The organism is Pseudomonas sp. GW458-11-26-14-LB4 (assembly GCF_059423925.1).
Genome location: NZ_JBWKYU010000020.1, coordinates 23,421 through 43,563, shown reverse-complemented (window position 1 = coordinate 43,563; position 20,143 = coordinate 23,421). Strand labels below are relative to the sequence as shown.

The following is a 20,143-nucleotide window of genomic DNA, read 5'->3' as shown; positions in this document are numbered from 1 at the left end:
GAGCCGTTATGGATCAGGTTATTCAAAGGAAAATCGAAGAAGCGTTGAAGGGTCTTTTCACCGCCGTATCAATGCTTCAGGAAGCCTTTCCGGGCAAACCTTTCACTCCTGATGGTCGACTTGTCGGCGACATCGGAGAAGTGGTCGCGAGCCTGGCTTATGACCTGACGCTGAATGAAGGCCTGACAAAGCACCATGACGCCGTCACGCGTGATGGGCGGAATGTGCAAATCAAAACCACCTTTGGCACCAGCCTTACTTTTCCGGTGCACCATGTGCCTGATTATTACCTCGGCATTCGAATGAACCGGGATGGAACGTTTGAGGAGATCTACAACGGCCCGGGGCGTTTTATCCAGGCGGCGCTATCTGGCCGGAAGGCCACGAAGACAGGACTTCATGGTGCGCTAATGCCAATGCTCAAGCGAATAAACCAGACGGTTCTCGAAGAAGATCGAATACCCAAACGCTAATTCACATCAAACCCGGCCAAGCGCCGGGTTTTTTTATGCCTGCAAAGCGGGCAGCACATACCCAAGGGGTGCATCAACGTGGCAGAAGAAAACGAAATCGACCTGGACAATCCGGCAATCAAGGCCGCTATCGCGACTGCCGTTGAGGCCTCCGTTTCTGGTCTGAAAACCAAAAACTCCGAACTGCTGGGCAAGCTGAAAGACACCACTACCAAGCTGTCGCAGTTCGAAACCCAATTCGAAGGTATCGATATCGACGCAGTGAAAGGCTTACTCAGCCGGGCCGGCCAAGACGAAGAAACCAAGTTACTGACAGAGGGCAAAGTGGACGAGGTTTTCAACCGTCGCACCGAGCGGCTGCGTGCGGACAACGACAAGCAATTGAAAGCCGTCACCGCGCGCGCCGAGAAGGCCGAGGCATTCGCTGCCAAGTTCCAGGGCAAAGTCCTAGGCGACTCGGTACGCGGTGCTGCACTGAAAGCCGGCGCACTACCGGAAGCAACTGACGACATCATCCTGCGCGCCAAAGGCGTGTTCTCGCTGAACGAAGAGGGTGAAGCAGTCGCCGTTGATGAATCAGGCCAGGTCATCCTCGGTAAAGACGGCAAGACCCCTTTGACCCCGCTCGAATGGGCGGAATCTCTGCGCGAAAGCGCACCTCATCTGTGGCCAAGGGCTTCAGGGACACAAGCCCCGGGCGGGGGTGGCGGCCAGGCTGCTTTGAAGCGCTCCGAAATGAATGCCGAGCAGAAGCGCGATTACCAGCGCAAGCACGGCCAAACTGCATATCTGCAACTGCCCAAGTAAGGGGATTCACCGATGGCAACGACCGTTAACAGCGACCTGATCATCTACAACGATGAGGCGCAAACCGCATACCTAGAGCGTGTCCAGGACAACCTCGACGTGTTCAACGCATCGTCGAACGGTGCGATCGTGCTCGACAACGAGCTGATCGAAGGCGACTTCCGTAAGCGCTCGTTCTACAAGATCGGCGGCTCGCTGGAGCATCGCGACGTCAACTCCACCGGCAAAGTGACCGCGAAGAAGATCGGCGCCGGTGAAGCCGTGGGCGTCAAGGCACCGTGGAAATACGGCCCGTACCAAACCACTGAAGAGGCGTTCAAGCGCCGCGGTCGTCCGGTGGACGAGTTCTCTCAGATCATCGGTGCCGACGTTGCTGACGCCACTCTGGAGGGCTTCATCCAGTACGCCACCGCCGCGCTGCGCGCTGCAATCGGTTCCAACGCTGGCATGGTTGTCTCCGCCAACATCGAGACCGACGGCAAGAAGACCCTGACTCGCGGCATGCGCAAGTTCGGCGACAAGTTCGGCCGTATCGCCCTGTGGGTCATGCACTCCAGCGCCTACTTCGACATCGTCGACGAGGCGATCACCAACAAGATTTACGAAGAAGCAGGCGTCGTCATCTACGGCGGCCTGCCAGGCACCCTCGGCAAGCCTGTGCTGGTAACCGACACCGCGCCGGCCGACGTGATTTTCGGTCTGTTGCCGAATGCAGTGGTGATCACCGAGTCCCAGGCCCCGGGCTTCCGCTCCTACACCGTCGACGACGAAGAAAACCTGGGTATCGGCTACCGCGCCGAAGGCACCGTGAACATCGACGTGCTGGGCTACAGCTGGAAGGACGCTACCGGCGGCTCGAACCCGACGCTGGCTGCGGTCGGCTCAGCGGCCAACTGGGTCAAGCATGCCGACAGCAACAAGGTCACCGCCGGCGTGATGATCACCCTGACCACTACGCCACCAGCCGGCGGCTGATACTGGCCCTGACAGCGGTCAGCAATGGCCGCTACGGAGACTTTTATGGAATTGGTTTACTCCACTCAAAATTCGGACTTCGATCCGGAAAAGCGATATCGCAATCCGGCTCACTTTGATCGGCCAGAGTCCGGTGTGACCCATGCGGTCGTGATTGGCGACTGGCCGAAGGTGGTTGCTGCCTATGAGGCGCTGGGCGTTGAGGTTTCGGTATTACAGCCTATGATCAGCCAGCCGGCTGATTCGGGTAATGCTGACGCCATTGTCGGTCTGGAACAGGACAACGCCGCGCTGCGCGCTGAGTGCGACGGCATTTTGCGACTGATCGAGGCTGCCGAAGGCTTGTCGGACCTGGAGCACCCGGGCGCCGGCGAACTGCCGATCCGCTTGTTCGGTGCGTTGAAATCTATTCATGAAGGCTTTGAAGCGCTGACGGGTGAGCGTGATAACTTGGCGGGCGAGGTTGAATCCTTACGCGCCGAAGTCGAACGCCTCAAAGTGGCAGCTGCGCCGCTCGACAATGCCGAGAGGATCGCCGGCCTCAAAGCGCAACTCGACGCCGCCAATGTGCCGTACCGGGCGAATGCTTCGGTTGAGTCGCTGGAAAAGGCGGTCTCTGAGCTTCCGAAGGCGTAATAATCCGGGTGCCTATTCACTGGCACCCGATTCAAACAAAGAGCGAGCTGATTCATGACTCTCATCATTGAGGACGGTACCGGCAAGCCTGACGCCGAAAGCTACGCATCTGCCGAGGATCTGGCCATGTACGCCTTGAAGTTCGGCGTGGTCATTCCGGCGGAAGTGCCAGTACAGGAAGCGCTGCTGCGTCGTGCCGCTCTGGCGATGGGTGGCATGACGTGGAAAGGGCGGAAGACCAACAGCGAACAGGCCTTGTCCTGGCCGCGCCGGGGTGTCGAACTGGATCGCGAGATCAAGCCCGACAACTACCTGCCGGCGCGGATCCAGTACGGCCAGATGGCGCTGGCTGCGGAGATCCATACTGACGATGTCGACCCAATCGAGAAGCGCAAAGGCGCGATAACGCTGGAGCGTGTCGAAGGCGCGGTGACTCGCGAGTACGCGACGATCCCGAACACCAGCGGCCGACTGTTGCCGGCGGCGCCGGACCGGCCGAGCGCAACTCAGTTTGCTGACTATCTGCAGAGACGTGGTTTGTTCGCTATCCGCGCTTGAACTACTTTTAATCCTCCATTGATAGGAGGTGAGTATGCAGCAGGAAGAAAAAGCAGCGTGGGATCAATACTACGCGGCAGCGGTTATCGCGGTCGCATCAATTCCTCTGGAAAAGACGGGATCGCCACTGGATAGTTTGAATAGCACTCCAATGTCTATCGCGAACAGAGCTGCGACGCTCGCGGACCTGATGTTTGAGCAGCGCAAAAAGCGATAGCAGTAACCACTAACCCTCTCGGAGCCACCATGGCCTTCTACGACGAAATGGCCGTGATGGCTCTGGAGATGATTACAGAGTTCGGCCAGCCGGTGACCATCCGCGCGACAACTGTCGGCGAGTACGACCCGGAAACGGGTTCGGCACCGCCCGACAGCACCAAAGAGCAGACCGCCCAAGGCATCCTGCTCGACTTCACCGGTCAGGAATTTCAGAACAACAGCCTCATCAAGCAGGGCGACAGGAAGCTGAAGATCGCCGCGCAGGGACTGGAGTGGGTGCCGGACCTGATGAACAAGGTGATCATTCAGGGCCGCACCTGGTCCATCGTGCCGCCGCTGAAAGAGGTCAACCCGGCCGGCACCCCAATCCTGTATGAGCTGCAGGTGCGGTCGTGAGCAGGGCGGGCGCTGGCCAGTCCGGTAGCTTCGCGCTGAGCCTGGCCGAGTTCGCGGCCCAAACCAGTGAAGCCATCGACGCCAGTGTGCGCGAGATCATCATCGAGTTGGGCAGCAGCCTGATCCGCATGTCTCCCGTGGGTAACCCTGAGATCTGGGCGGCGAACGTCGCGCACCGGCAGGCGAACACCCGAGCGGCCGACGACTACGATTTCAAGGTGGCCGTGCGGAACACGCTTATCAACCTGGATGAAAGCAATTTCACCAAGGCGGGGAAGCTGAAGCGCGGCGTGAAGTACGCCAAGCCTTTGACCAAAACCGAGCGCGATCAGAACTTCAATGTGAACGGCTTGGTCGCCGGAGAGGACTACGGCGGCGGCCGATTCCGGGCGAACTGGCATCTGTCCATTGGCGTTGTCGAGAACGTCACTTTCGACGAGGTGGATCCGAGCGGAACCGAGACTATCGCGGCATTGGTTGCCGCCATCAGCGACTTCACCGCCGGCCAGATGGTCTACCTCATCAACAATTTGCCCTATGCGATCCCGTTGGAGTTCGGACACTCGACCCAGGCCCCGAGCGGCATGGTTCGGGTGACCGTGGCCCGCTTCCAGCATATCGTGCAGGAGGCCATCAGGAACAATCAGGTATGAGTCACGCACGCGCCCGTCAGGCCATCGAAACGAAGCTGGCCGCATGGTCGGCTGTACGCCCTATACGAGTGGCCTACTCGAATCAGCCATTTACACCGGATCCATCTGAAACCTATCTGCGGGCCTTCCAATTACCAGCCAGCACCACCTGCCGCTATCTCGGCGGGGACGCCTACGAGTACACCGGCATTTATCAGATCAGCATCGTCTGTCCGGCTGCCCAGGCCATGGCCACCGCAGAAACGCTCGTTGAAGAGCTGACACGGGTTTTTCGCGTAGACACGCCGTTGGCTCGCAACGGGTTCGATGGCCTCATCACTGAGCCGGTAGATCAGGGGCCAACCATCACAGAGTCGGCGACCTACACGGTCCCGACCAGCTTCACCTACGCAGGTGTCGCAGACCAACCGCCCGCTGGGGCATAACCTACCGCCGTCAGGCGGGCACTCAAGAGGAAATACACCATGGCCGCACGCTTTCCGCTGCCGAACGGCGCTGTGCTGGAGATTGCCAGCATTATGGGGACCGCCGTCGCTTTCGCCGCCCTGACCAACGCCAAACCGCCGGTTGCTGCCTCTGTAGGGCACGACATTGAAAACGGCGACGTTTTGCTGATCAACTCCGGTTGGGCGCTGATCAACGATCGCGCAGTAAAAGCATCCGGCGTTACTGCCGATGCCTTTGCGTTGGCCGGTCTCAATACCACCAACACCGACAAATTCACTGTAGGTGCGGGTTCTGGCTCCGTGATCCCGGTGTCCGGGTGGACGCAAATCTCGAAAGTCACTTCTTTCACATCCTCCGGCGGCGAGCAGCAGTACCAAACCGTCGGTTACCTGGAAGATGACGACGACAAGCAGTTCCCAACCAACCGCAACCCAACGACGCTCACCATCGTGGTGGAGGATCAGCCGACTGCACAATACGTTGAGATTGTTGAAGGTTTCGACGACACCAAAGAGCTGGCCGTCGTACGCATGAAGTTGCGCAACGGTGATCAGATCCTCTACCCGGGTTATGTGAGCATCACTCCAGATCCGACGATGGAGCGAAACAACGTCATGACTCGAACCATCAGCATCGGGCTTTCGGCTCGATCGCTCCGCTATCTGGCCAGCGTCTGAGGAGTTCCCATGGCAAAGATCAGGATCGCCCAGAACCCTACTTTCAAGGCTCCCGTTCACATCCCTATCGTTGGGTGTGAGCCAGAGACAATCGAATTCACCTTCAAGTATCGGGATCGCCCGGAACTCGCCGCTCTGTTCGACGAATGGAATTTGAAGGCGAAAGAAATGCGCCAGGGATTCGGAGAGGGCACCACGTTGTCGGATGTTGTTGCTGCTGAAACTGAGTTTCAGGTGCAGCAGATCAAAGATTTGGTCACGGGCTGGGCGTTCGATGACAAGTTCGACGACAAGAGCATCCTCGCCCTAGTTAAGTCCTGTCAGGGCACCGCTGAAGCGGTGGTGAATGCCTATCAGAGCGCATTTAATCAGGCCCGCTTGGGAAACTGAAGGAAGCAGCCGCGGCGTTGTACGAAAGCGGGCCATCTGCTGAGCAGTTGGCCGTCCTCGGGCTGACGGCTGCCGATATGGAGGGTGACGATGTAGAGGTTTGGCCATGCAACTGGCCGGCCTTCCTCCTGTTCAACAGAATGTCCACGCAGTGGCGCGTAGGCGCCGGTGGCGCCATCGGCCTCGATTACAACTGCATCCGCGATGTTGCCGGCTTCCTCGGCATCAAGAAAAAGAAACTCGCTGAAATCTTTCCTGACCTGCAGGTGCTGGAAGGCGAAGCCCTGCGCGTCATGGCGGAGGAAAGGGAAAACAGCCCGTAAGCACGGGCACTTATTCAAGGTGAGTCGATGAACATTTCCGAACTCGGCATCAAGATCGACTCGGCCGATGCAATCGAGGCAAAAACCAGCCTGGACAATATGGCGAAGGCTGGCGGCCGGGCCGAGCAGTCCGCCGTTTCGCTGATGAACGAAATGCAGGCGCTGGAAAAGTCGCTTTCGACCAGTGCCAAAACCACGCAGGATCTCGCGAAACAGCGTGATGCGCTCGCGAAACTGACCAAAACCGGCGCATATGGCGAGGCTGAGGCCGCGAAGATCTCGGCACAGCTCGATAAGCAGCAGATGGCCCTGGCCAAGTCGGCCATGGACGAGCAGAAGGCGTTGAACAGCCTGCTGGGTGCCATTGACCCGGCCCGCGCCGCGCTGGCGAAACTGGATACTCAGGTCGAGCAACTGGGCAAACACCTGGATGCCGGCCGGATCAGCCAGGACGAGTACAACTCCGCCCTGAGCAAGATCGACAAGGACTACGACAAGCTCAACAAAACAACCACCGGCTTCGACAAGCTGCGTCTCGGCACCCGCCAGGCTCAGGAAAACGTCGTTCAGCTTGGCAATGCGCTGTCGTCAGGTGACTGGGGCAGTGGCGTTCGTGCGGTGGCTCAGCTGGGCGCCGGCGCCGGCGAAGGTGCCGCCGGCTTATTTGCGATGCTGGCGCCGCTTGCGCTAGCCACTGCGGCGGTTGGCGTTTTGGCCTACGCCTTCTACAAGGGCAGCGAAGAGCAGGATAACTACAACAAATCGCTCATCCTGACCGGTAACTTTGCCGGTGTGAGCGCAGGGCAACTGGGCGACATGGCCCGCCAGGTTAGCGCTACGATCGGCACTACCGGGCAAGCGGCCGAGGTTTTGGCGCTGCTGGCGGGTAACGGGAAAATTGCCGGCGAGAGCTTCACCGGCATCACCCAAGCTGCCGTGTCGATGCAGGAGGCAACTGGCAAGGCAGTCAGTGAGACCGTGGCTGAGTTCGCCAAGCTCGCCGACGATCCAGTCAAGGCGTCCGCTGCGCTGAACGAGCAGTACCACTACCTGACCGCGTCGGTTTACTCGCAGATTGCAGCACTTGAGAAGCAGGGTGACCACGCCGGCGCCGTGAAGCTTGCGACCGAGCAGTACGCCGATGCAATCAATCAACGCACGCCGAAGATCTTGGAGAACCTGAGTTTCTGGGAAAAGGGTTACAACGCCGTAGCCCGCGCCGCTGATGGACTGAAGAACATCGGTCGTCGCGACATCAATGCAGAGATCGAGACCGCACAGAACGACCTCCGTGACGCTGAATCCATGGACGGCTTGTTTCAAAGCCAAAAGTCGAAGGATGCTCTCATCGAGTTCCGGCGCAACCGCCTGAACATGCTTGAGGATCAAAAGGCTGCGGAAGCCGATATTGCCAAATGGGAAGGCGAGCAAGCGAAGGCTCAGCAGGATGCCGTTACCGCAATGGGAAAGGTCGACTCCCTGACCAAATCTGCGTGGACGAATGAGCAAAAGCGCACCGAAGCGATCAAGGAGTACAAGCGACAGCTCGAAGACATCCGCAAGGTCGCACCCAACGATCCGCGGTTGAATCAGACGGCGATCGACAAGAACCTGGCGAACATCAACGACCAATTCAAGGATCCGAAAGCCGCTGGCACCCAGGTCGATCTGACCGGTTTCAACAACGCCAAAAACAATCTGGCGGCCATCAGCGAGGAGTACAAAAACGCCCAGAAGGAACTGGACGCGGCGCAGAAGGCCGGGCTTGTTTCCCAGGCCGACTATGCCCTGAAGCGTGAAGCGCTGATCGGCAATGAGCGCGATGAGGTGACCGCAGCCTACGAGGCTGAGATCGCCGCACTGGAAGCCGCGAAGGCGAAGAAAACCACGTCTGCTGCGCAAAGCATTCAGCTCGACCAGAAGATCGCCGATGCGCGAGCCGGGATGGTCAAGGCGCAGAAGGAGGCTGACAGCCAGCTCGAGGTTCTGGCCACGAACGAGACCGGACGCCTTGCTCGACAAGAGCGGTCGATCACGACGTACGTGCAGGCCTTGGCCCAACAGCAGCGGGCTTTGGAACTGGCGGGACAGCGCGCCGTTCTCGGCGTCAGCCAGGGCGATCGTCAGAACGCGCTCAACAACGAGCTGAACAGCCAGCAAGACCGGTTCGCTCAGCAGTCGCTGGAGCTTGCAAACCAGAAGTCCGATCCATCGCGGAATATGTCGGAAGAGGAGTTCGCCCGTAAGTCGCAGGCGCTCGCCGACGCGAACAAGGCCGCTACTGACCAGATCCGGCAGAACTATGCGGATGTGGAAAAAGCGCAAGGTGACTGGACCAAGGGCGCGACGTCGGCCTGGGCCAATTATCTGGATTCGGCCAGCAACATTGCCGGCCAAACGAAAACCTTGTTCGGCAACGCCTTCAGCTCGATGGAAGACGCGATCGTCAACTTCGCCATGACCGGGAAGCTATCGTTTGCTGACTTCACCAAATCGATTCTGGCCGACATGGCACGGATCGCGACTCGACAAGCCAGCTCGGCGTTGTTGAGCAGCTTGGTCGGTGCCGCAACAAGCTACTTCACTGGCGGTGGCGGCGGTAATGGGCTGGCGGTAGGGTCCGCTGGTGCAGCGTCGTCGAATCTCGGCGCGTCCTCGGCTGGCTACTCCGGTAGCTACTTTCCTCAGGCCCTGGGTGGTGCATGGTCATCCGGCGTGCAGATGTTCGCCAACGGGGGCGCCTTCACCAACAGCATCGTCAGCACGCCGACCGCCTTCGGGATGGCCGGCGGCCAGTCTGGCGTTATGGGTGAGGCCGGGCCGGAGGCAATCATGCCGCTGACCAGGACCTCCAGCGGCAAGTTGGGTGTCATCGCGGCCGGTGGCGGATCCGGTACTGCAATCAGCATCAACGCACCGGTGACGGTGGTAACCGAGGATCGCAGCTCCGAAGGCATGCAAATTGACCAGCAGGCGCTGTCGAGAAACCTGCAATCGCAGATGCAGGCTGTGGCCGAGAAGGCCGTAGCCGACTCTTGGCGCGCAGGCGGTACCAGCTTCCGAAATGCAAATGGGAGGGCCTGATGGCCATCGAGAAATTCACCTGGCCAACCGAGCGCGGGGAAACACCCGATATCAAATACCGGGTGCGCACCTCGAAGTTTGGCAACGGCTACGCGCAGAATGTCGGCGACGGCCCGAACAACAAACAGGACTCCTATCCGATTACCTGCATCGGCCAGAAGGACAAGGTGTTGGAGATCGTGGCGTTCCTCGACCGGCACGCCGGTGCGAAAGCGTTTCTCTGGACAACACCGCTCGGGGAGCTCGGCCTGTTCATCTGCAAAAATCCCGCTCCCACACCAATGGGCGGCGGCGTCTTCAAACTCACCGCCACGCTTGAGCGGGCATTCCAACCATAAGGGGCAATCATGCCGCTGATCAGTGACATCCAGGTGCTTGAGCCTGGCAGCGAAGTGCTGCTCTTTGAACTGGACGGCACGGACTACGGTGCGGATGTTTTGCGCTTCCACGGGCACGCGATCCCGCACACGGCGGCCGAGTTGATCGCCGCCGGCGACGATGCGGACCAGTTGCCGGCGAAGGCGATCTACTGGCAGGGCAACGAGTACAGCGCCTGGCCGATGCAGATCGACGGCATTGAAGCAAACGGCGACGGCACTGCCGTTCGGCCCACGCTGGCGGTCGGCAACGTCAATGGGCGCATCACCGCGCTCTGTCTGGCGTTCGAGGATCTGCTCGAGTTCAAGCTGACCATGCGCCATACGCTGGGCACGTACCTGGACGCGGCGAACTTCCCGGCCGGCAACCCAACGGCAGATCCAACCCAGGAGACGATCGAGGTCTGGTACATCGACCAGAAGACGAACGAGGATGGGGAAACGGTCAGTTGGGAGTTGGCCAGCCCGGGCGACGTCGGTAACGAGTCCATCGGCCGGCAGGCGACGACGCTGTGCCACTGGTGCCTCACCGGTGGATACCGAGGGCCGAACTGTGGCTACACAGGCCCGTACGTGACCAAGGACGGCGTCGTCACGGACAACCCTGAACTGGACGAGTGCGATGCCACGCTGGGCAAGGGATGCATCCCACGCTTCGGCGAGGGAAACCCGCTGTCATTCGGTGGGATGCCCGCTGTTTCACTGATCGCACGGAGCTGACATGCGCAAACACATTCTCAACGCGATCCAGGTGCACGCGGCGGCGGAGTACCCGAAAGAGTGCTGCGGGCTGTTGATCGCCGTGGGCCGCAAACAGCAGTACTACCCGTGCCGCAACGTCTCGACCGAGCCGAACGAAGAGTTCCGGATCGATCCCGAGGAGTACGCGGCGGCTGAAGACATCGGCGAGGTGATCGGTGTGGCGCATTCGCATCCAGACGCCACCAGCAGGCCGTCACCGCGCGACTTGGCCATGTGCGAAGCGACCGCGTTGCCCTGGCACATACTGAGCTGGCCCGAGGGCGACCTGCGCACCGTGATGCCTTCCGGTGAAGTGCCGCTGTTGAAACGTCCGTTCGTGCACGGCGCTTGGGACTGCTGGCAGGTCTGCGCCGATTGGTACAAGCGCGAGTGGGGGTTGGAGTTCGAAGCCTTTAAGCGCGCCGACGGCTGGTGGGAGAGCAAGGGCAACGCCAGCCTGTACGAGGCGAACTACGAGGCCGCCGGCTTCTACCGAGTCGACCAGCCGCAGCGCGGCGACATGATCGTGATGGAAGTGGGGCGGACGGTTTATCCGAACCACGCGGGAATCTTCCTCGGCGCCGATCCGGTACTGCCTGGGGAGGATGCCGCGACGTTCGGCCCCGGCCCGTTTCTGCTGCACCACCTGTACGGCAGGCCGTCTGAGGTCATCGTTTTCGGCGGGCCGTGGCTCGACCGCACACGCCTGATTCTCAGGCACAAAGGTGCACAACCAACCACATGATGCGGCTGAGCCGTAGGAGGGAGTCATGAAGCGATCGGCTGAAGCAGCGAATGATGAAAAGCGTGACAGCAACGAACCTGCCATGGACCACTGGCGCGTGCGCATGAAGCGCAGCGCGCGCAGCGGCGTTTATTACGCGGCGGGATTCAAGCGCCCTTTGTCACAGCCAGAATAAGGTTGTCGATGTAGCTCTTGTGCAGGTCGTTGTCGATGCCGTCGCACTTCTCGGCTTTCAGCCTGCGCAGGTCGTCTGCAATGGCCTCTGCGATCGCAGGATTGCCAGCAGAAATGCGCCGGCCCAGAACTGAAGCGGCATTCAGGTTGAAAACGATGGCCGTTTTGAGTGCCAGCTCAAGATCACTGACGCGCTGATCGATTGTTTGCATGTAGGAATTTCCGTCCTTGCGTTATCCGCGCCGAAATTGGCGCAGTACCAGTCCTTGGGCTTGCAGGCAAAGGACTGGGGAATCCGTTGCTCAGGTTGCTTTCAGGCCGTCGTACGGCATAAGGGTGATGTCAACCTGTAAAAGGTGGCCGTCTTCGCCCTTCACTATTTCGAGTGGAACGCCCGGATGAAGTACCTGAGTTACGACCCATCCCCCCGTGAAGATAAATTTCACCTCAACAGGAGTAGGCGCACCTCGGAAGTTGAAAACGAGCTTTCCGCCTGTCGGAGTGTTTCGAAGAGATTCCGTGAACTGCTCAGATAAGTCAGCGTTCCGCTTCATGTTCGCCTCCTTGAATGTGGGCATTACGCTACTACACGGTTACGACTGACGTTACTGGTGATTCGTACAGCGGCGTTCCGGTGTAATCTTTCACCTTTCCCACAGGAGTGACCTGCATGAAATTGATCGTAGGAGCGCTGGCGGTAGCGCTGTTGGCGGGGTGTGCATCGTCAGCTATTCCGGTTAGTCAGGCTGATCCGGTACCGCGTGATGAGCTGTACGCGTTTCAGACCAAGCCAGCCGGCGAAAGCGGCAAGGTAACGGTTGTCCGTGATTCGGGAATGGTTGGATCAGGTTGTGACATCGTCGTGTATGTCGATGGCCGGAAGGCTGCGAAAATCGGCACCGGTCAGCGTGCCTCCTTTTACCTGCCACCGGGCAATCCAAGTATCGGAGCGGGCCTTGCGGGCTCTGGGCTGTGTGGCGGGGCAGCCATTCGTACGATTTCTGCCAATGTGCAAAGCGGCAAAGAAAGCCTCTACCGAATCAGTGGAGATATGAGCGGCTTCTTTCTCGGACCGTACGTCGATTATCAGTAAATGAATTCGCAATCAGCCGCCTTCGGGCGGTTTTTTTATGTCTGGAGAAAGTCATGCAATCGAGCGTTGCTCACTATCAGCCGATGACTACGATCAGGCTGTCCGGGTCTCTTGCGGCCAAGTTTGGCAGGGTTCATCGTCGAGTGCTGGATTCTGGCCAGGCTTGGGAGGCGTTCCGAGCATTGAAGGCGACACTTGAGGGATTCAAAGAGGAGATTCAACGCCTCGATCGACTTGGCATGCGCTTCGCCGTGTTCCGCAATCGAAAGAACGTTGGCGAAGCGGAGTTTGGCTTGGGTGGCGCAACCGATATCCGTATTGTGCCGGTCATCCATGGAAGCAAGAAGGCTGGGTTGATTCAAACCATTGTCGGTGCTGTTCTGATCGTTGCCGGTACGTTTCTTTCGACCACGCCCTTTGGTGCGCCACTGATTGGCGCCGGTATCGGCCTTGTCGCCGGCGGTGTCATCCAGATGCTCAGCCCTCAAGCCTCAGGCCTAAAGCAAAGCGCTTCCCCGGAAAACGCACCGTCCTACGCCTTCGGCAGCGCCAAGAACACCACGGCCAGCGGCAATCCGGTACCGATCTGCATCGGCGAGCGCCGGTGGGGCGGGATGATCATCTCCGCATCGATTTACGCTGAAGATAAGACATGACATCCTCAAGTATCAGCGTACAGGTGGTGAAGGATTCTATGGAAAGCATTTCGTTTGAGATGGTTCGACAGTGGGGAACAACCGGGGGCAGCAGGTATCCGAAGTCCATTAGTCAAATGTGCCCATGCTGTGGAGACTTGGTAGTTTATACAACTGCCATTGCTTATCATGACTCTGCAACTTGCAGCATCGGATTACGTTCTTCGTGCCCATCTTGCAGCGAGTTTGTCTCCTTCTGGGCCATCAGGTCTTCCGCATCGGAAGTTAGCGATGGCAACCCTGCCGAAGTGTTCATGTATCCAAGATCGCGCCCTTCATCGCTTGTTACCGATTTCCCTGAGTCCGTACCTGTTGCGATAAGGAAATCTTTTGAGTCCACATCCACTTCATTTATGACCAAGAATTATCCAGCTACAGCTGTTATGGCTCGTAGGACATTGGAGGGTATTTTTAAATACCTACTCCCGGAAGGGAGCAGAAAGGGAAGCTTGGCGGCGCTGATAAAACAAGCGATGGAGCAACATAATTTGGCAGCTCCCCTGTCCACCTTGGCTCATGCAATCCGTGACGGTGGCAATCTTGGTGCTCACTTTGACGAAGAAAACGAACCAACGGAATTAATGGCGCAGCAGATGGTTGAGCTGCTGAAATATTTGATTTCTTATCTGTATGTGCTTCCAAGCCAGATCAAGGATCTAGAAGATTCGCTCGCCAAGGAAGCACCGCATTAGACGTATTTTTTAATGAAACCGCCCGTGAGGCGGTTTTTTTATGCCTGGAGGAAAGCATGGGTGCAGCAGCACAAAAGGAAATCTTCGGCGAGAAGGGCGGCAGCAGCAAACCGAAATCACCGATCGAAGCCAGCGACAGCCTGCGCTCGACCAACCTTGCAAAGCTGCTGATCGCCGTGGGCGAGGGCGAGTTCGACGCTGTACCGACTGAATACGACATCTACCTGGACAACACGCCGATCCGCGATGCCAGCGGCAACTACAACTTTCAGGGCGTGAAGTGGGACTGGCGCCCGGGCTCCGTGGATCAGACCTACATCCCGGGCATCCCGTCCGTTGAGAACGAGACGTCGCTGAACATCGAGTTACGCAGCGACTCGCCGTGGGTGCGCTCGATCACCAACACCCAGTTGTCGGCCGTGCGCATGCGTCTGGCCTGGCCAGCGCTTCAGCGTTCGGATGACCAAGGCAATATCGGCGGGTACCGGATCGAATACGCCATCGACGTGGCCACTGATGGCGGCGCCTATCAGCAGGTGCTGGTGGACGCTGTCGACGGCAAGACCACCACGCGCTACGAGCGCTCGCGCCGCATCGATCTGCCGGACGCCACCACGGGCTGGCAGATCCGCGTGCGCCGCCTGACGCCGAACCAGAACAGCAACAAGATCGCCGACACCATGCTGGTGGCCGGTTACACCGAGGTGATCGACGCCAAGCTGCGTTACCCGAACACCGCGCTGCTCTACATCGAGTTCGACGCTGAGCAGTTCACCAACATCCCGGCCGTGACTGTGAAGTGCAAGGCCCGACGCTGGATGGTGCCGAGCAACTACGACCCGATCCTGCGCACGTATACCGGGACGTGGGATGGCTCGATGAAGTCGGCCTGGACCAACAACCCAGCGTGGATCACTTACGGGATCTGCACCGAGGAGCGTTTCGGCCTGGGCAAGCGCATCAAGCCGTTCATGGTCGACAAGTGGGAGCTGTACCGGATCGCGCAGTATTGCGACCAGTTGGTGCCGAACGGGCTCGGCGGTCAGGAGCCACGCTTTCTCTGTGACATGAACCTGCAGGGCAAGGCTGATGCCTGGTCGTTACTGCGCGACATCTCGGCGATTTACCGGGGCATGACCTACTGGGCTCAGGGGCAGCTGGTGATGCAGGCGGACATGCCGCGCGCGCAGGACTTCGACTATGTCTTCACCCGGGCAAACGTCATCGACGGGAAGTTCTCGTATGGCAGCGCATCGGCGAAGACCCGGTACACCCGGGCGTTGGTCAGCTACGACAACCCTGCGAACAACTACGACACCGACGTCATTCCGTTCGCCGACCTGGATCTGCAACGCCGCTACGGCGACCGCCCTACAGAGCTGAGCGCCATTGGCTGCACCCGTGCCTCCGAGGCTCAGCGCCGTGGCAAGTGGGCGATCCTCAGCAACAATCAGGATCGCACCGTGTCGTTCAAGACCGGTATGGAAGGCGTTATCCCACTGCCGGGCCACATCATCCCAGTGGCGGACTCGTTGCTAGCCGGCCGGGAAGTCGGCGGCCGCATCTCCACGGCCTCCGGCCGCGTGGTGACGCTCGACCGAGACACCCAGGCCAAGGCCGGTGATCGGTTGATAATCAACCTGCCCGGCGGTCGCGCTGAAGGGCGCACTGTGCAGAGCGTCAACGGCCGCGCTGTGACCGTCACGACCAACTACAGCCAGCCGCCGATCGCGCAACTGCAATGGGCGCTCGATGCGGATGACCTGGCGATCCCGCTTTATCGGGTGCTTCGCACCAAGCGCACCACTGAGGGCGACTTCGAAATCAGCGCTTTGCAGTTCGAGCCGAGCAAGTTCGCGCACATCGACACCGGCGCACGCCTGGAAGAGCGGCCGATCAGCGTGATTCCGATCACCGTGGTGCCGCCGCCGGCCAGCGTCACTGTGGCGTCGACGTCGTCGGTGGTGCAGGGGCTGGCCGTGGCCACCATGACCATCAGTTGGCCAGCCGTGGATGGCGCGGTCGGCTATGACGTGGAGTGGCGCAAGGACAGCGGTAACTGGATCAAGCTGCAGCGTACCGGCATGACCAACGTGGACGTGGTCGGGATCTACGCCGGTGCCTACGTGGCCCGCGTTCGCGCGGTGAGTGCGTACGACATCACTTCGATCTGGCGCAACTCGATCCTGACCAACCTCAGCGGTAAGCAGGGTCTGCCGCCGGCGCTGAGTTATCTGACGGCCACGCCGCTGCTGTTCGGTATCTACCTCAAGTGGGGATTCCCGGCCGGCGCCGAGGACAGCCAGCGGACGGAGATCTGGTACGGCCCGACCACGGAACTGGACGCCGCTACCAAACTGACTGACCTCGCGTACCCGCAGAGTGATTTCTCGATGCTCGGTCTGCGCGCCGGCGTGACGTTCTATTTCTGGGGGCGGATCGTCGACAAAATCGGCAACATCGGGCCCTGGCTCCCGATTGGCACGGGTGTTCAGGGTCAGTCGAGTGCAGACGCCGCTGCCATTCTGGAAATGATCGCCGGCGAGATCGGCCGCACGGAGCTGGGGCAGGACATCCTCGACGAAATCGACAAGATCCCGGGGTTGCAGGCACAGATCGATGCGCTGGATGGGCTGAAGACTTATAACCCGGACGACACCTACGATGAATACGACCTTGTAGTCGTCGGCAAGCGCATCTATCAAGCTACCGGGCCCGTACCTGTCGACACTCCACCGCCGAATCCTGCGTATTGGCTCGATGTGGGTCAAACCGTGGAAACGGCAAATGGCTTGGCTCAACAGGTAGCGACCAACACCGCCGATATCGTTGAGCTCGACGGGGCGGTCACCGCCCAGGCTACGGCATTCGAAGCGTTGCGGGCGGCCTATCGAGATGACGACGGAGAGGGCGAACTGGCGGACGCTTTGAAAGGGTGGACCAGCACCGCCAGTATTGCCGAAGAGAGTCGGGTCAGAGCTTCGGAAAACAAAGCTTCTGCCCGGAGAATCACTACCTTCGACGCCAAGATTGCTGAGAACTCGGCAAATATCACGCTGCTCGAAGAAGTGGTGGTCACCAACGAGCAGGCTACCGCCCAGCAGCTCACACAACTGAGCACGAAGGTCGGGCAGCAGCAGACCGCGATCGAGCAGAACAGCTCTATCATCAACGACGTGAACGGGAAGGTCACGGCGAGCTGGTCGGTGAAGATGCAGTACAACTCCGGGACGGGGCAGTACATCGCTGCAGGCATTGGGCTGGGAATTGAAAACAGCAGCGGCGTTCTTCAAAGCCAGTTTCTGGTCAGCGCCGATCGGTTCGCCATCGTCAACACAATCGCGGGCGGGGCCATTGCGGTTCCGTTCGCGGTTCAGGGTGGGCAGACGTTCCTGAACTCGGCGTTCATCGCCGACGGCACCATCACCAACGCCAAGATCGGCAACTACATCAGTTCCACTAACTACATCGCCGGCCTGCAGGGCTGGATTCTGAACAAGGACGGCACGTTGGAAATCAACGGCATCGTCCCAGGGCAGGGCCGGCTGGTGATCAACTCACTGAACGTTTCGGTCTACGACGCCAACAACGTGTTGCGCGTCCGTCTTGGTTATCTGGGGTAATAAATGGCTCTATTTGGCTTGCGTGTATTTGACGAGAGCGGCCGGCTCGCCATGGACACGAACAGCTTCACTTACCAGGTGCTGTGGCAGGGTGTGATCGACTTCAGTGGCGCCGCCACCATTTACACCTTCAACATTCCTGGCTTCAACCCGGCGAACTGCGTGTTCATGATCATCCCGACCCGGATTCAGGATGTGCAGTCATCGGAAACGGATGGTTTAGGGAATAGCAAGTCATACCCCTATGTCACGCCATCGGCCGGTCAGGTTGTCGTCAGGAACAAGAATCCGTCCGCAAGTGCAATCACCGTTGCCAGTCGGATTGTCGCCAAGGCTTACGCCATCAGGTACGCCACATGAGCTATGGCTTTCAAAGCATCAATGACAATTCATTTGTGCAAATCGATTCCGATGCGCCCAGGCTTTGCATGCTGACGAAGGGAGCTTACTCGGGGGTGGATACCGCGACGGCGGCCTTTGCCAGAGCAATTACGAGTCAGGACCCGCCGCTGGTCTTCATAAGGCCGGATCAATCTGGCGGCATTCAGGTACCGATATCAGTCTGGTTCGCAGGTGGCCCGGGAAACTGGACCGGATTCGCGATGAAGGCATCGAACGTAAACTCCACCTTAAGCGGGCAGTATTTTGTTGCTGCCTGGGCCTCGATGGGAACGGCATCTTACGGGTTGCGCCTGTGGGACCAGAACGCAGCGCTTGTCTATGACAGCGGAGCGCCGGCAGTGGTGGTGACGTTCGCTGCTGGTAACTGGACTTATCTCGGTATGGAGCAGCTATCGGTAGGACGGAGGTATTTTTGGGGCATCAACAAAAGTCTGGGGGCGGGTGAGTATGTGTCGTTGAACCCTTTCACGATGAACTGCCACAACGAAGGATCCGGTGGCGGTTGTGCTCTTGGGGTGGATTACGCAAACGGTCGGATCATGATGTACAGCCTCGCCTTCAATGCCTGGATTGACCAAGGTCACCGGCCGTTCCTCTGCGCCAAATTGCTGGCCTGACTCAAACACTTTCTGGAGAAAAATCGATGCCCTGGTACAAAACCGGGACGGTTTCTGTCGTCCAAAATTCCAATGTGGTAGCCGGGAACAACACTGCATTCATTTCCAACAGCAGGACGGGCGATGCCTTTCGAGGGCCGGACGGGCGCTGGTACGAAGTCATCAACCTGGCCAGCGATACATCGATGTCGATTTATCCGAGCTACCAGGGAGTGACCGATCCCGCAGGCACCTATGCGTTGGCCCCCATGCAGGGCTACGTCAAAGCCTCAGCAGACGCGTTAAGGTCGCTCGTCAACCAGTATGGCGGGGTGATGGCCGTGCTCGGCACGGTCGCCACGCTGGCCGGTGTTCGGGACTCTCTCGATCTGACCGACACTGATGGCCTTCCGGAGGGCGCGACCAACAAATATCTCTCCAATGCCGGCGTACTGGCTGTGGTGCTCGATGGTTTCTCGATGCCCTCCGCCACAGCGGTTGTAGCCACGGACTCGATCCTAGCTGCCTTTGGCAAGCTGCAGGCGAGCATGAATGCCCGGGCCAAAAAAGGCGCAAACGAAGACATTACGTCGTTGCTCGGCCTCACCACCGCATTATCTATCGCTCAGGGTGGTACAGGAGCTACTTCCGCCGGTGATGCGCGTACAGCGCTGGGGTTGAAGTACACCGCCACCGCAGACCTGGTGGGCACCGTCTCTCAGTCCGGTGGTCTTCCTACGGGATCGATCATTGAGCGCAAATCGAATGCTGGTGGCGAATGGGTGAAGTTTGCCGATGGCACGCTCATCTGTTGGAGCGGGGCGGCGTCCATCCCAACTGGCGTTATCGGTGCGAACAACGTGGGTACGGTGGTCACGCTCACGCTTCCAATCGCTTTTGCCAATGCTCAGTTCAACATCTCGGCAACCGCCGGCCCGAACAGTTCGAACGACCATTACGGCGTGACGAACGCGATTCCGAACGGCACCAATTCAATCAATGTCGTCATCCGTAACGGCGCGATGGCTCAGACGTTCAACATGCGATTTCTTGTTGTTGGGAGGTGGTTCTGATGGATATTTTGCTGATCCCGCAGCGGCGTGACGACTCGCTGCATGCGAAGTGTCGCGGCGACACCATGGTGCTGAACGGACAGTCGTTCGACTTTTCAGGCGTGGGCGAAGGCGACACGCTGCCGCGTGGGGCGATTGATTCCGAATGGATCGTCGGCGATGTCGAAAGGAAGAGCGGTCAACTCAGACTGACCTTGTTGCTGCCGAACCCAAGCAATTACAGCCCGGAGCAGGCTTTCCCGGCGCCGCTGCTGAGTGTGCCGGACGGTGATGTCGTCTTTCCCCGACCCTTGC

26 protein-coding genes are annotated in these 20,143 nt (G+C 59.2%); 24 read left to right on the top strand and 2 right to left on the bottom strand.

Annotation, left to right across the window (positions count from 1 at the left end):
- The first annotated feature begins 8 nt into the window (after positions 1 to 8).
- From AC07XZ_RS22915 to AC07XZ_RS22835, 17 genes are all read left to right on the top strand, one after another.
- Positions 9 to 473: a DUF6998 domain-containing protein gene (locus AC07XZ_RS22915; RefSeq protein WP_102687679.1), complete on the top strand. Its 465-nt coding sequence runs from the start codon at positions 9 to 11 to the stop codon at positions 471 to 473.
- A gap of 78 nt (positions 474 to 551) precedes the next feature.
- Positions 552 to 1,280 carry a hypothetical protein gene (locus AC07XZ_RS22910; protein ID WP_102687678.1) on the top strand — a complete coding sequence of 243 codons (729 nt, stop codon included), beginning with the start codon at positions 552 to 554 and terminating at the stop codon, positions 1,278 to 1,280.
- 12 nt (positions 1,281 to 1,292) lie between these two features.
- Positions 1,293 to 2,255, top strand: coding sequence for a major capsid protein (locus AC07XZ_RS22905; protein ID WP_102687677.1), 963 nt, complete (start codon positions 1,293 to 1,295; stop codon positions 2,253 to 2,255).
- Between the two features lie 45 nt (positions 2,256 to 2,300).
- A complete protein-coding gene (locus AC07XZ_RS22900; protein WP_102687676.1) occupies positions 2,301 to 2,891 on the top strand; it encodes a hypothetical protein in 591 nt (196 codons plus the stop codon).
- Between the two features lie 54 nt (positions 2,892 to 2,945).
- Positions 2,946 to 3,449 (top strand): DnaT-like ssDNA-binding protein, encoded by a 504-nt coding sequence (locus tag AC07XZ_RS22895; RefSeq protein ID WP_102687675.1) that lies wholly within the window; start codon positions 2,946 to 2,948, stop codon positions 3,447 to 3,449.
- A 34-nt stretch (positions 3,450 to 3,483) separates the two neighbouring features.
- Positions 3,484 to 3,666, top strand: a complete 183-nt coding sequence (locus AC07XZ_RS22890) for a hypothetical protein (protein ID WP_102687674.1) — start codon at positions 3,484 to 3,486, stop codon at positions 3,664 to 3,666.
- A 29-nt stretch (positions 3,667 to 3,695) separates the two neighbouring features.
- Positions 3,696 to 4,064, top strand: coding sequence for a hypothetical protein (locus AC07XZ_RS22885; protein ID WP_102687673.1), 369 nt, complete (start codon positions 3,696 to 3,698; stop codon positions 4,062 to 4,064).
- A complete protein-coding gene (locus tag AC07XZ_RS22880) occupies positions 4,061 to 4,717 on the top strand; it encodes a hypothetical protein (protein WP_102687672.1) in 657 nt (218 codons plus the stop codon). Before AC07XZ_RS22885 ends, AC07XZ_RS22880 begins: the two co-directional genes overlap by 4 nt.
- Positions 4,714 to 5,142: a phage tail terminator-like protein gene (locus tag AC07XZ_RS22875; protein ID WP_102687671.1), complete on the top strand. Its 429-nt coding sequence runs from the start codon at positions 4,714 to 4,716 to the stop codon at positions 5,140 to 5,142. Before AC07XZ_RS22880 ends, AC07XZ_RS22875 begins: the two co-directional genes overlap by 4 nt.
- A gap of 39 nt (positions 5,143 to 5,181) precedes the next feature.
- Entirely contained in the window at positions 5,182 to 5,841 is a 660-nt protein-coding gene (locus tag AC07XZ_RS22870) for a phage tail protein (protein WP_102687670.1), read from the top strand.
- A 9-nt stretch (positions 5,842 to 5,850) separates the two neighbouring features.
- The gene (locus AC07XZ_RS22865) at positions 5,851 to 6,231 is read left to right on the top strand and encodes a phage tail assembly chaperone (protein WP_102687669.1); all 381 of its coding nucleotides are present in this window, start codon (positions 5,851 to 5,853) and stop codon (positions 6,229 to 6,231) included.
- A gap of 77 nt (positions 6,232 to 6,308) precedes the next feature.
- Complete coding sequence (locus AC07XZ_RS22860) at positions 6,309 to 6,554, top strand: DUF1799 domain-containing protein (protein ID WP_371921033.1); 246 nt, start codon at positions 6,309 to 6,311, stop codon at positions 6,552 to 6,554.
- Between the two features lie 27 nt (positions 6,555 to 6,581).
- Positions 6,582 to 9,638 (top strand): phage tail tape measure protein, encoded by a 3,057-nt coding sequence (locus AC07XZ_RS22855; RefSeq protein ID WP_102687667.1) that lies wholly within the window; start codon positions 6,582 to 6,584, stop codon positions 9,636 to 9,638.
- On the top strand, positions 9,638 to 9,976 hold the full coding sequence (locus AC07XZ_RS22850) for a phage tail protein (protein ID WP_102687666.1): 339 nt from the start codon (positions 9,638 to 9,640) through the stop codon (positions 9,974 to 9,976). Before AC07XZ_RS22855 ends, AC07XZ_RS22850 begins: the two co-directional genes overlap by 1 nt.
- Positions 9,977 to 9,985: 9 nt before the next feature.
- Positions 9,986 to 10,735, top strand: coding sequence for a phage minor tail protein L (locus AC07XZ_RS22845; protein ID WP_102687665.1), 750 nt, complete (start codon positions 9,986 to 9,988; stop codon positions 10,733 to 10,735).
- A 1-nt stretch (position 10,736) separates the two neighbouring features.
- Positions 10,737 to 11,501, top strand: a complete 765-nt coding sequence (locus AC07XZ_RS22840; protein WP_102687664.1) for a C40 family peptidase — start codon at positions 10,737 to 10,739, stop codon at positions 11,499 to 11,501.
- 25 nt (positions 11,502 to 11,526) lie between these two features.
- A complete protein-coding gene (locus tag AC07XZ_RS22835) occupies positions 11,527 to 11,676 on the top strand; it encodes a hypothetical protein (RefSeq protein WP_158247729.1) in 150 nt (49 codons plus the stop codon).
- Here AC07XZ_RS22835 and AC07XZ_RS22830 read toward each other — a convergent pair.
- Positions 11,648 to 11,887, bottom strand: coding sequence for a hypothetical protein (locus AC07XZ_RS22830; protein ID WP_102687663.1), 240 nt, complete (start codon positions 11,885 to 11,887; stop codon positions 11,648 to 11,650). The genes AC07XZ_RS22835 and AC07XZ_RS22830 overlap by 29 nt on opposite strands.
- 90 nt (positions 11,888 to 11,977) lie before the next feature.
- A complete protein-coding gene (locus AC07XZ_RS22825; RefSeq protein WP_102687662.1) occupies positions 11,978 to 12,229 on the bottom strand; it encodes a hypothetical protein in 252 nt (83 codons plus the stop codon).
- 116 nt (positions 12,230 to 12,345) lie between these two features.
- Here AC07XZ_RS22825 and AC07XZ_RS22820 point away from each other — a divergent pair, with 116 nt between their 5' ends.
- The 7 genes from AC07XZ_RS22820 to AC07XZ_RS22790 are packed head-to-tail and all read left to right on the top strand — an operon-like array spanning position 12,346 to position 19,849.
- Entirely contained in the window at positions 12,346 to 12,768 is a 423-nt protein-coding gene (locus AC07XZ_RS22820; RefSeq protein ID WP_102687661.1) for a hypothetical protein, read from the top strand.
- Positions 12,769 to 12,821: 53 nt separating this feature from the next.
- A complete protein-coding gene (locus AC07XZ_RS22815) occupies positions 12,822 to 13,424 on the top strand; it encodes a tail assembly protein (protein ID WP_102687660.1) in 603 nt (200 codons plus the stop codon).
- Entirely contained in the window at positions 13,421 to 14,155 is a 735-nt protein-coding gene (locus AC07XZ_RS22810; RefSeq protein ID WP_102687659.1) for a DUF4145 domain-containing protein, read from the top strand. The genes AC07XZ_RS22815 and AC07XZ_RS22810 overlap by 4 nt, the downstream gene beginning before the upstream one ends.
- 56 nt (positions 14,156 to 14,211) lie before the next feature.
- Positions 14,212 to 17,778: a TipJ family phage tail tip protein gene (locus AC07XZ_RS22805; RefSeq protein ID WP_102687658.1), complete on the top strand. Its 3,567-nt coding sequence runs from the start codon at positions 14,212 to 14,214 to the stop codon at positions 17,776 to 17,778.
- A gap of 3 nt (positions 17,779 to 17,781) precedes the next feature.
- The gene (locus AC07XZ_RS22800) at positions 17,782 to 18,138 is read left to right on the top strand and encodes a hypothetical protein (RefSeq protein WP_102687657.1); all 357 of its coding nucleotides are present in this window, start codon (positions 17,782 to 17,784) and stop codon (positions 18,136 to 18,138) included.
- Entirely contained in the window at positions 18,135 to 18,797 is a 663-nt protein-coding gene (locus AC07XZ_RS22795; protein ID WP_102687656.1) for a hypothetical protein, read from the top strand. The genes AC07XZ_RS22800 and AC07XZ_RS22795 overlap by 4 nt, the downstream gene beginning before the upstream one ends.
- Before the next feature lie 26 nt (positions 18,798 to 18,823).
- Positions 18,824 to 19,849, top strand: coding sequence for a phage tail protein (locus AC07XZ_RS22790; RefSeq protein ID WP_256590571.1), 1,026 nt, complete (start codon positions 18,824 to 18,826; stop codon positions 19,847 to 19,849).
- Positions 19,850 to 20,143 lie beyond the last annotated feature (294 nt).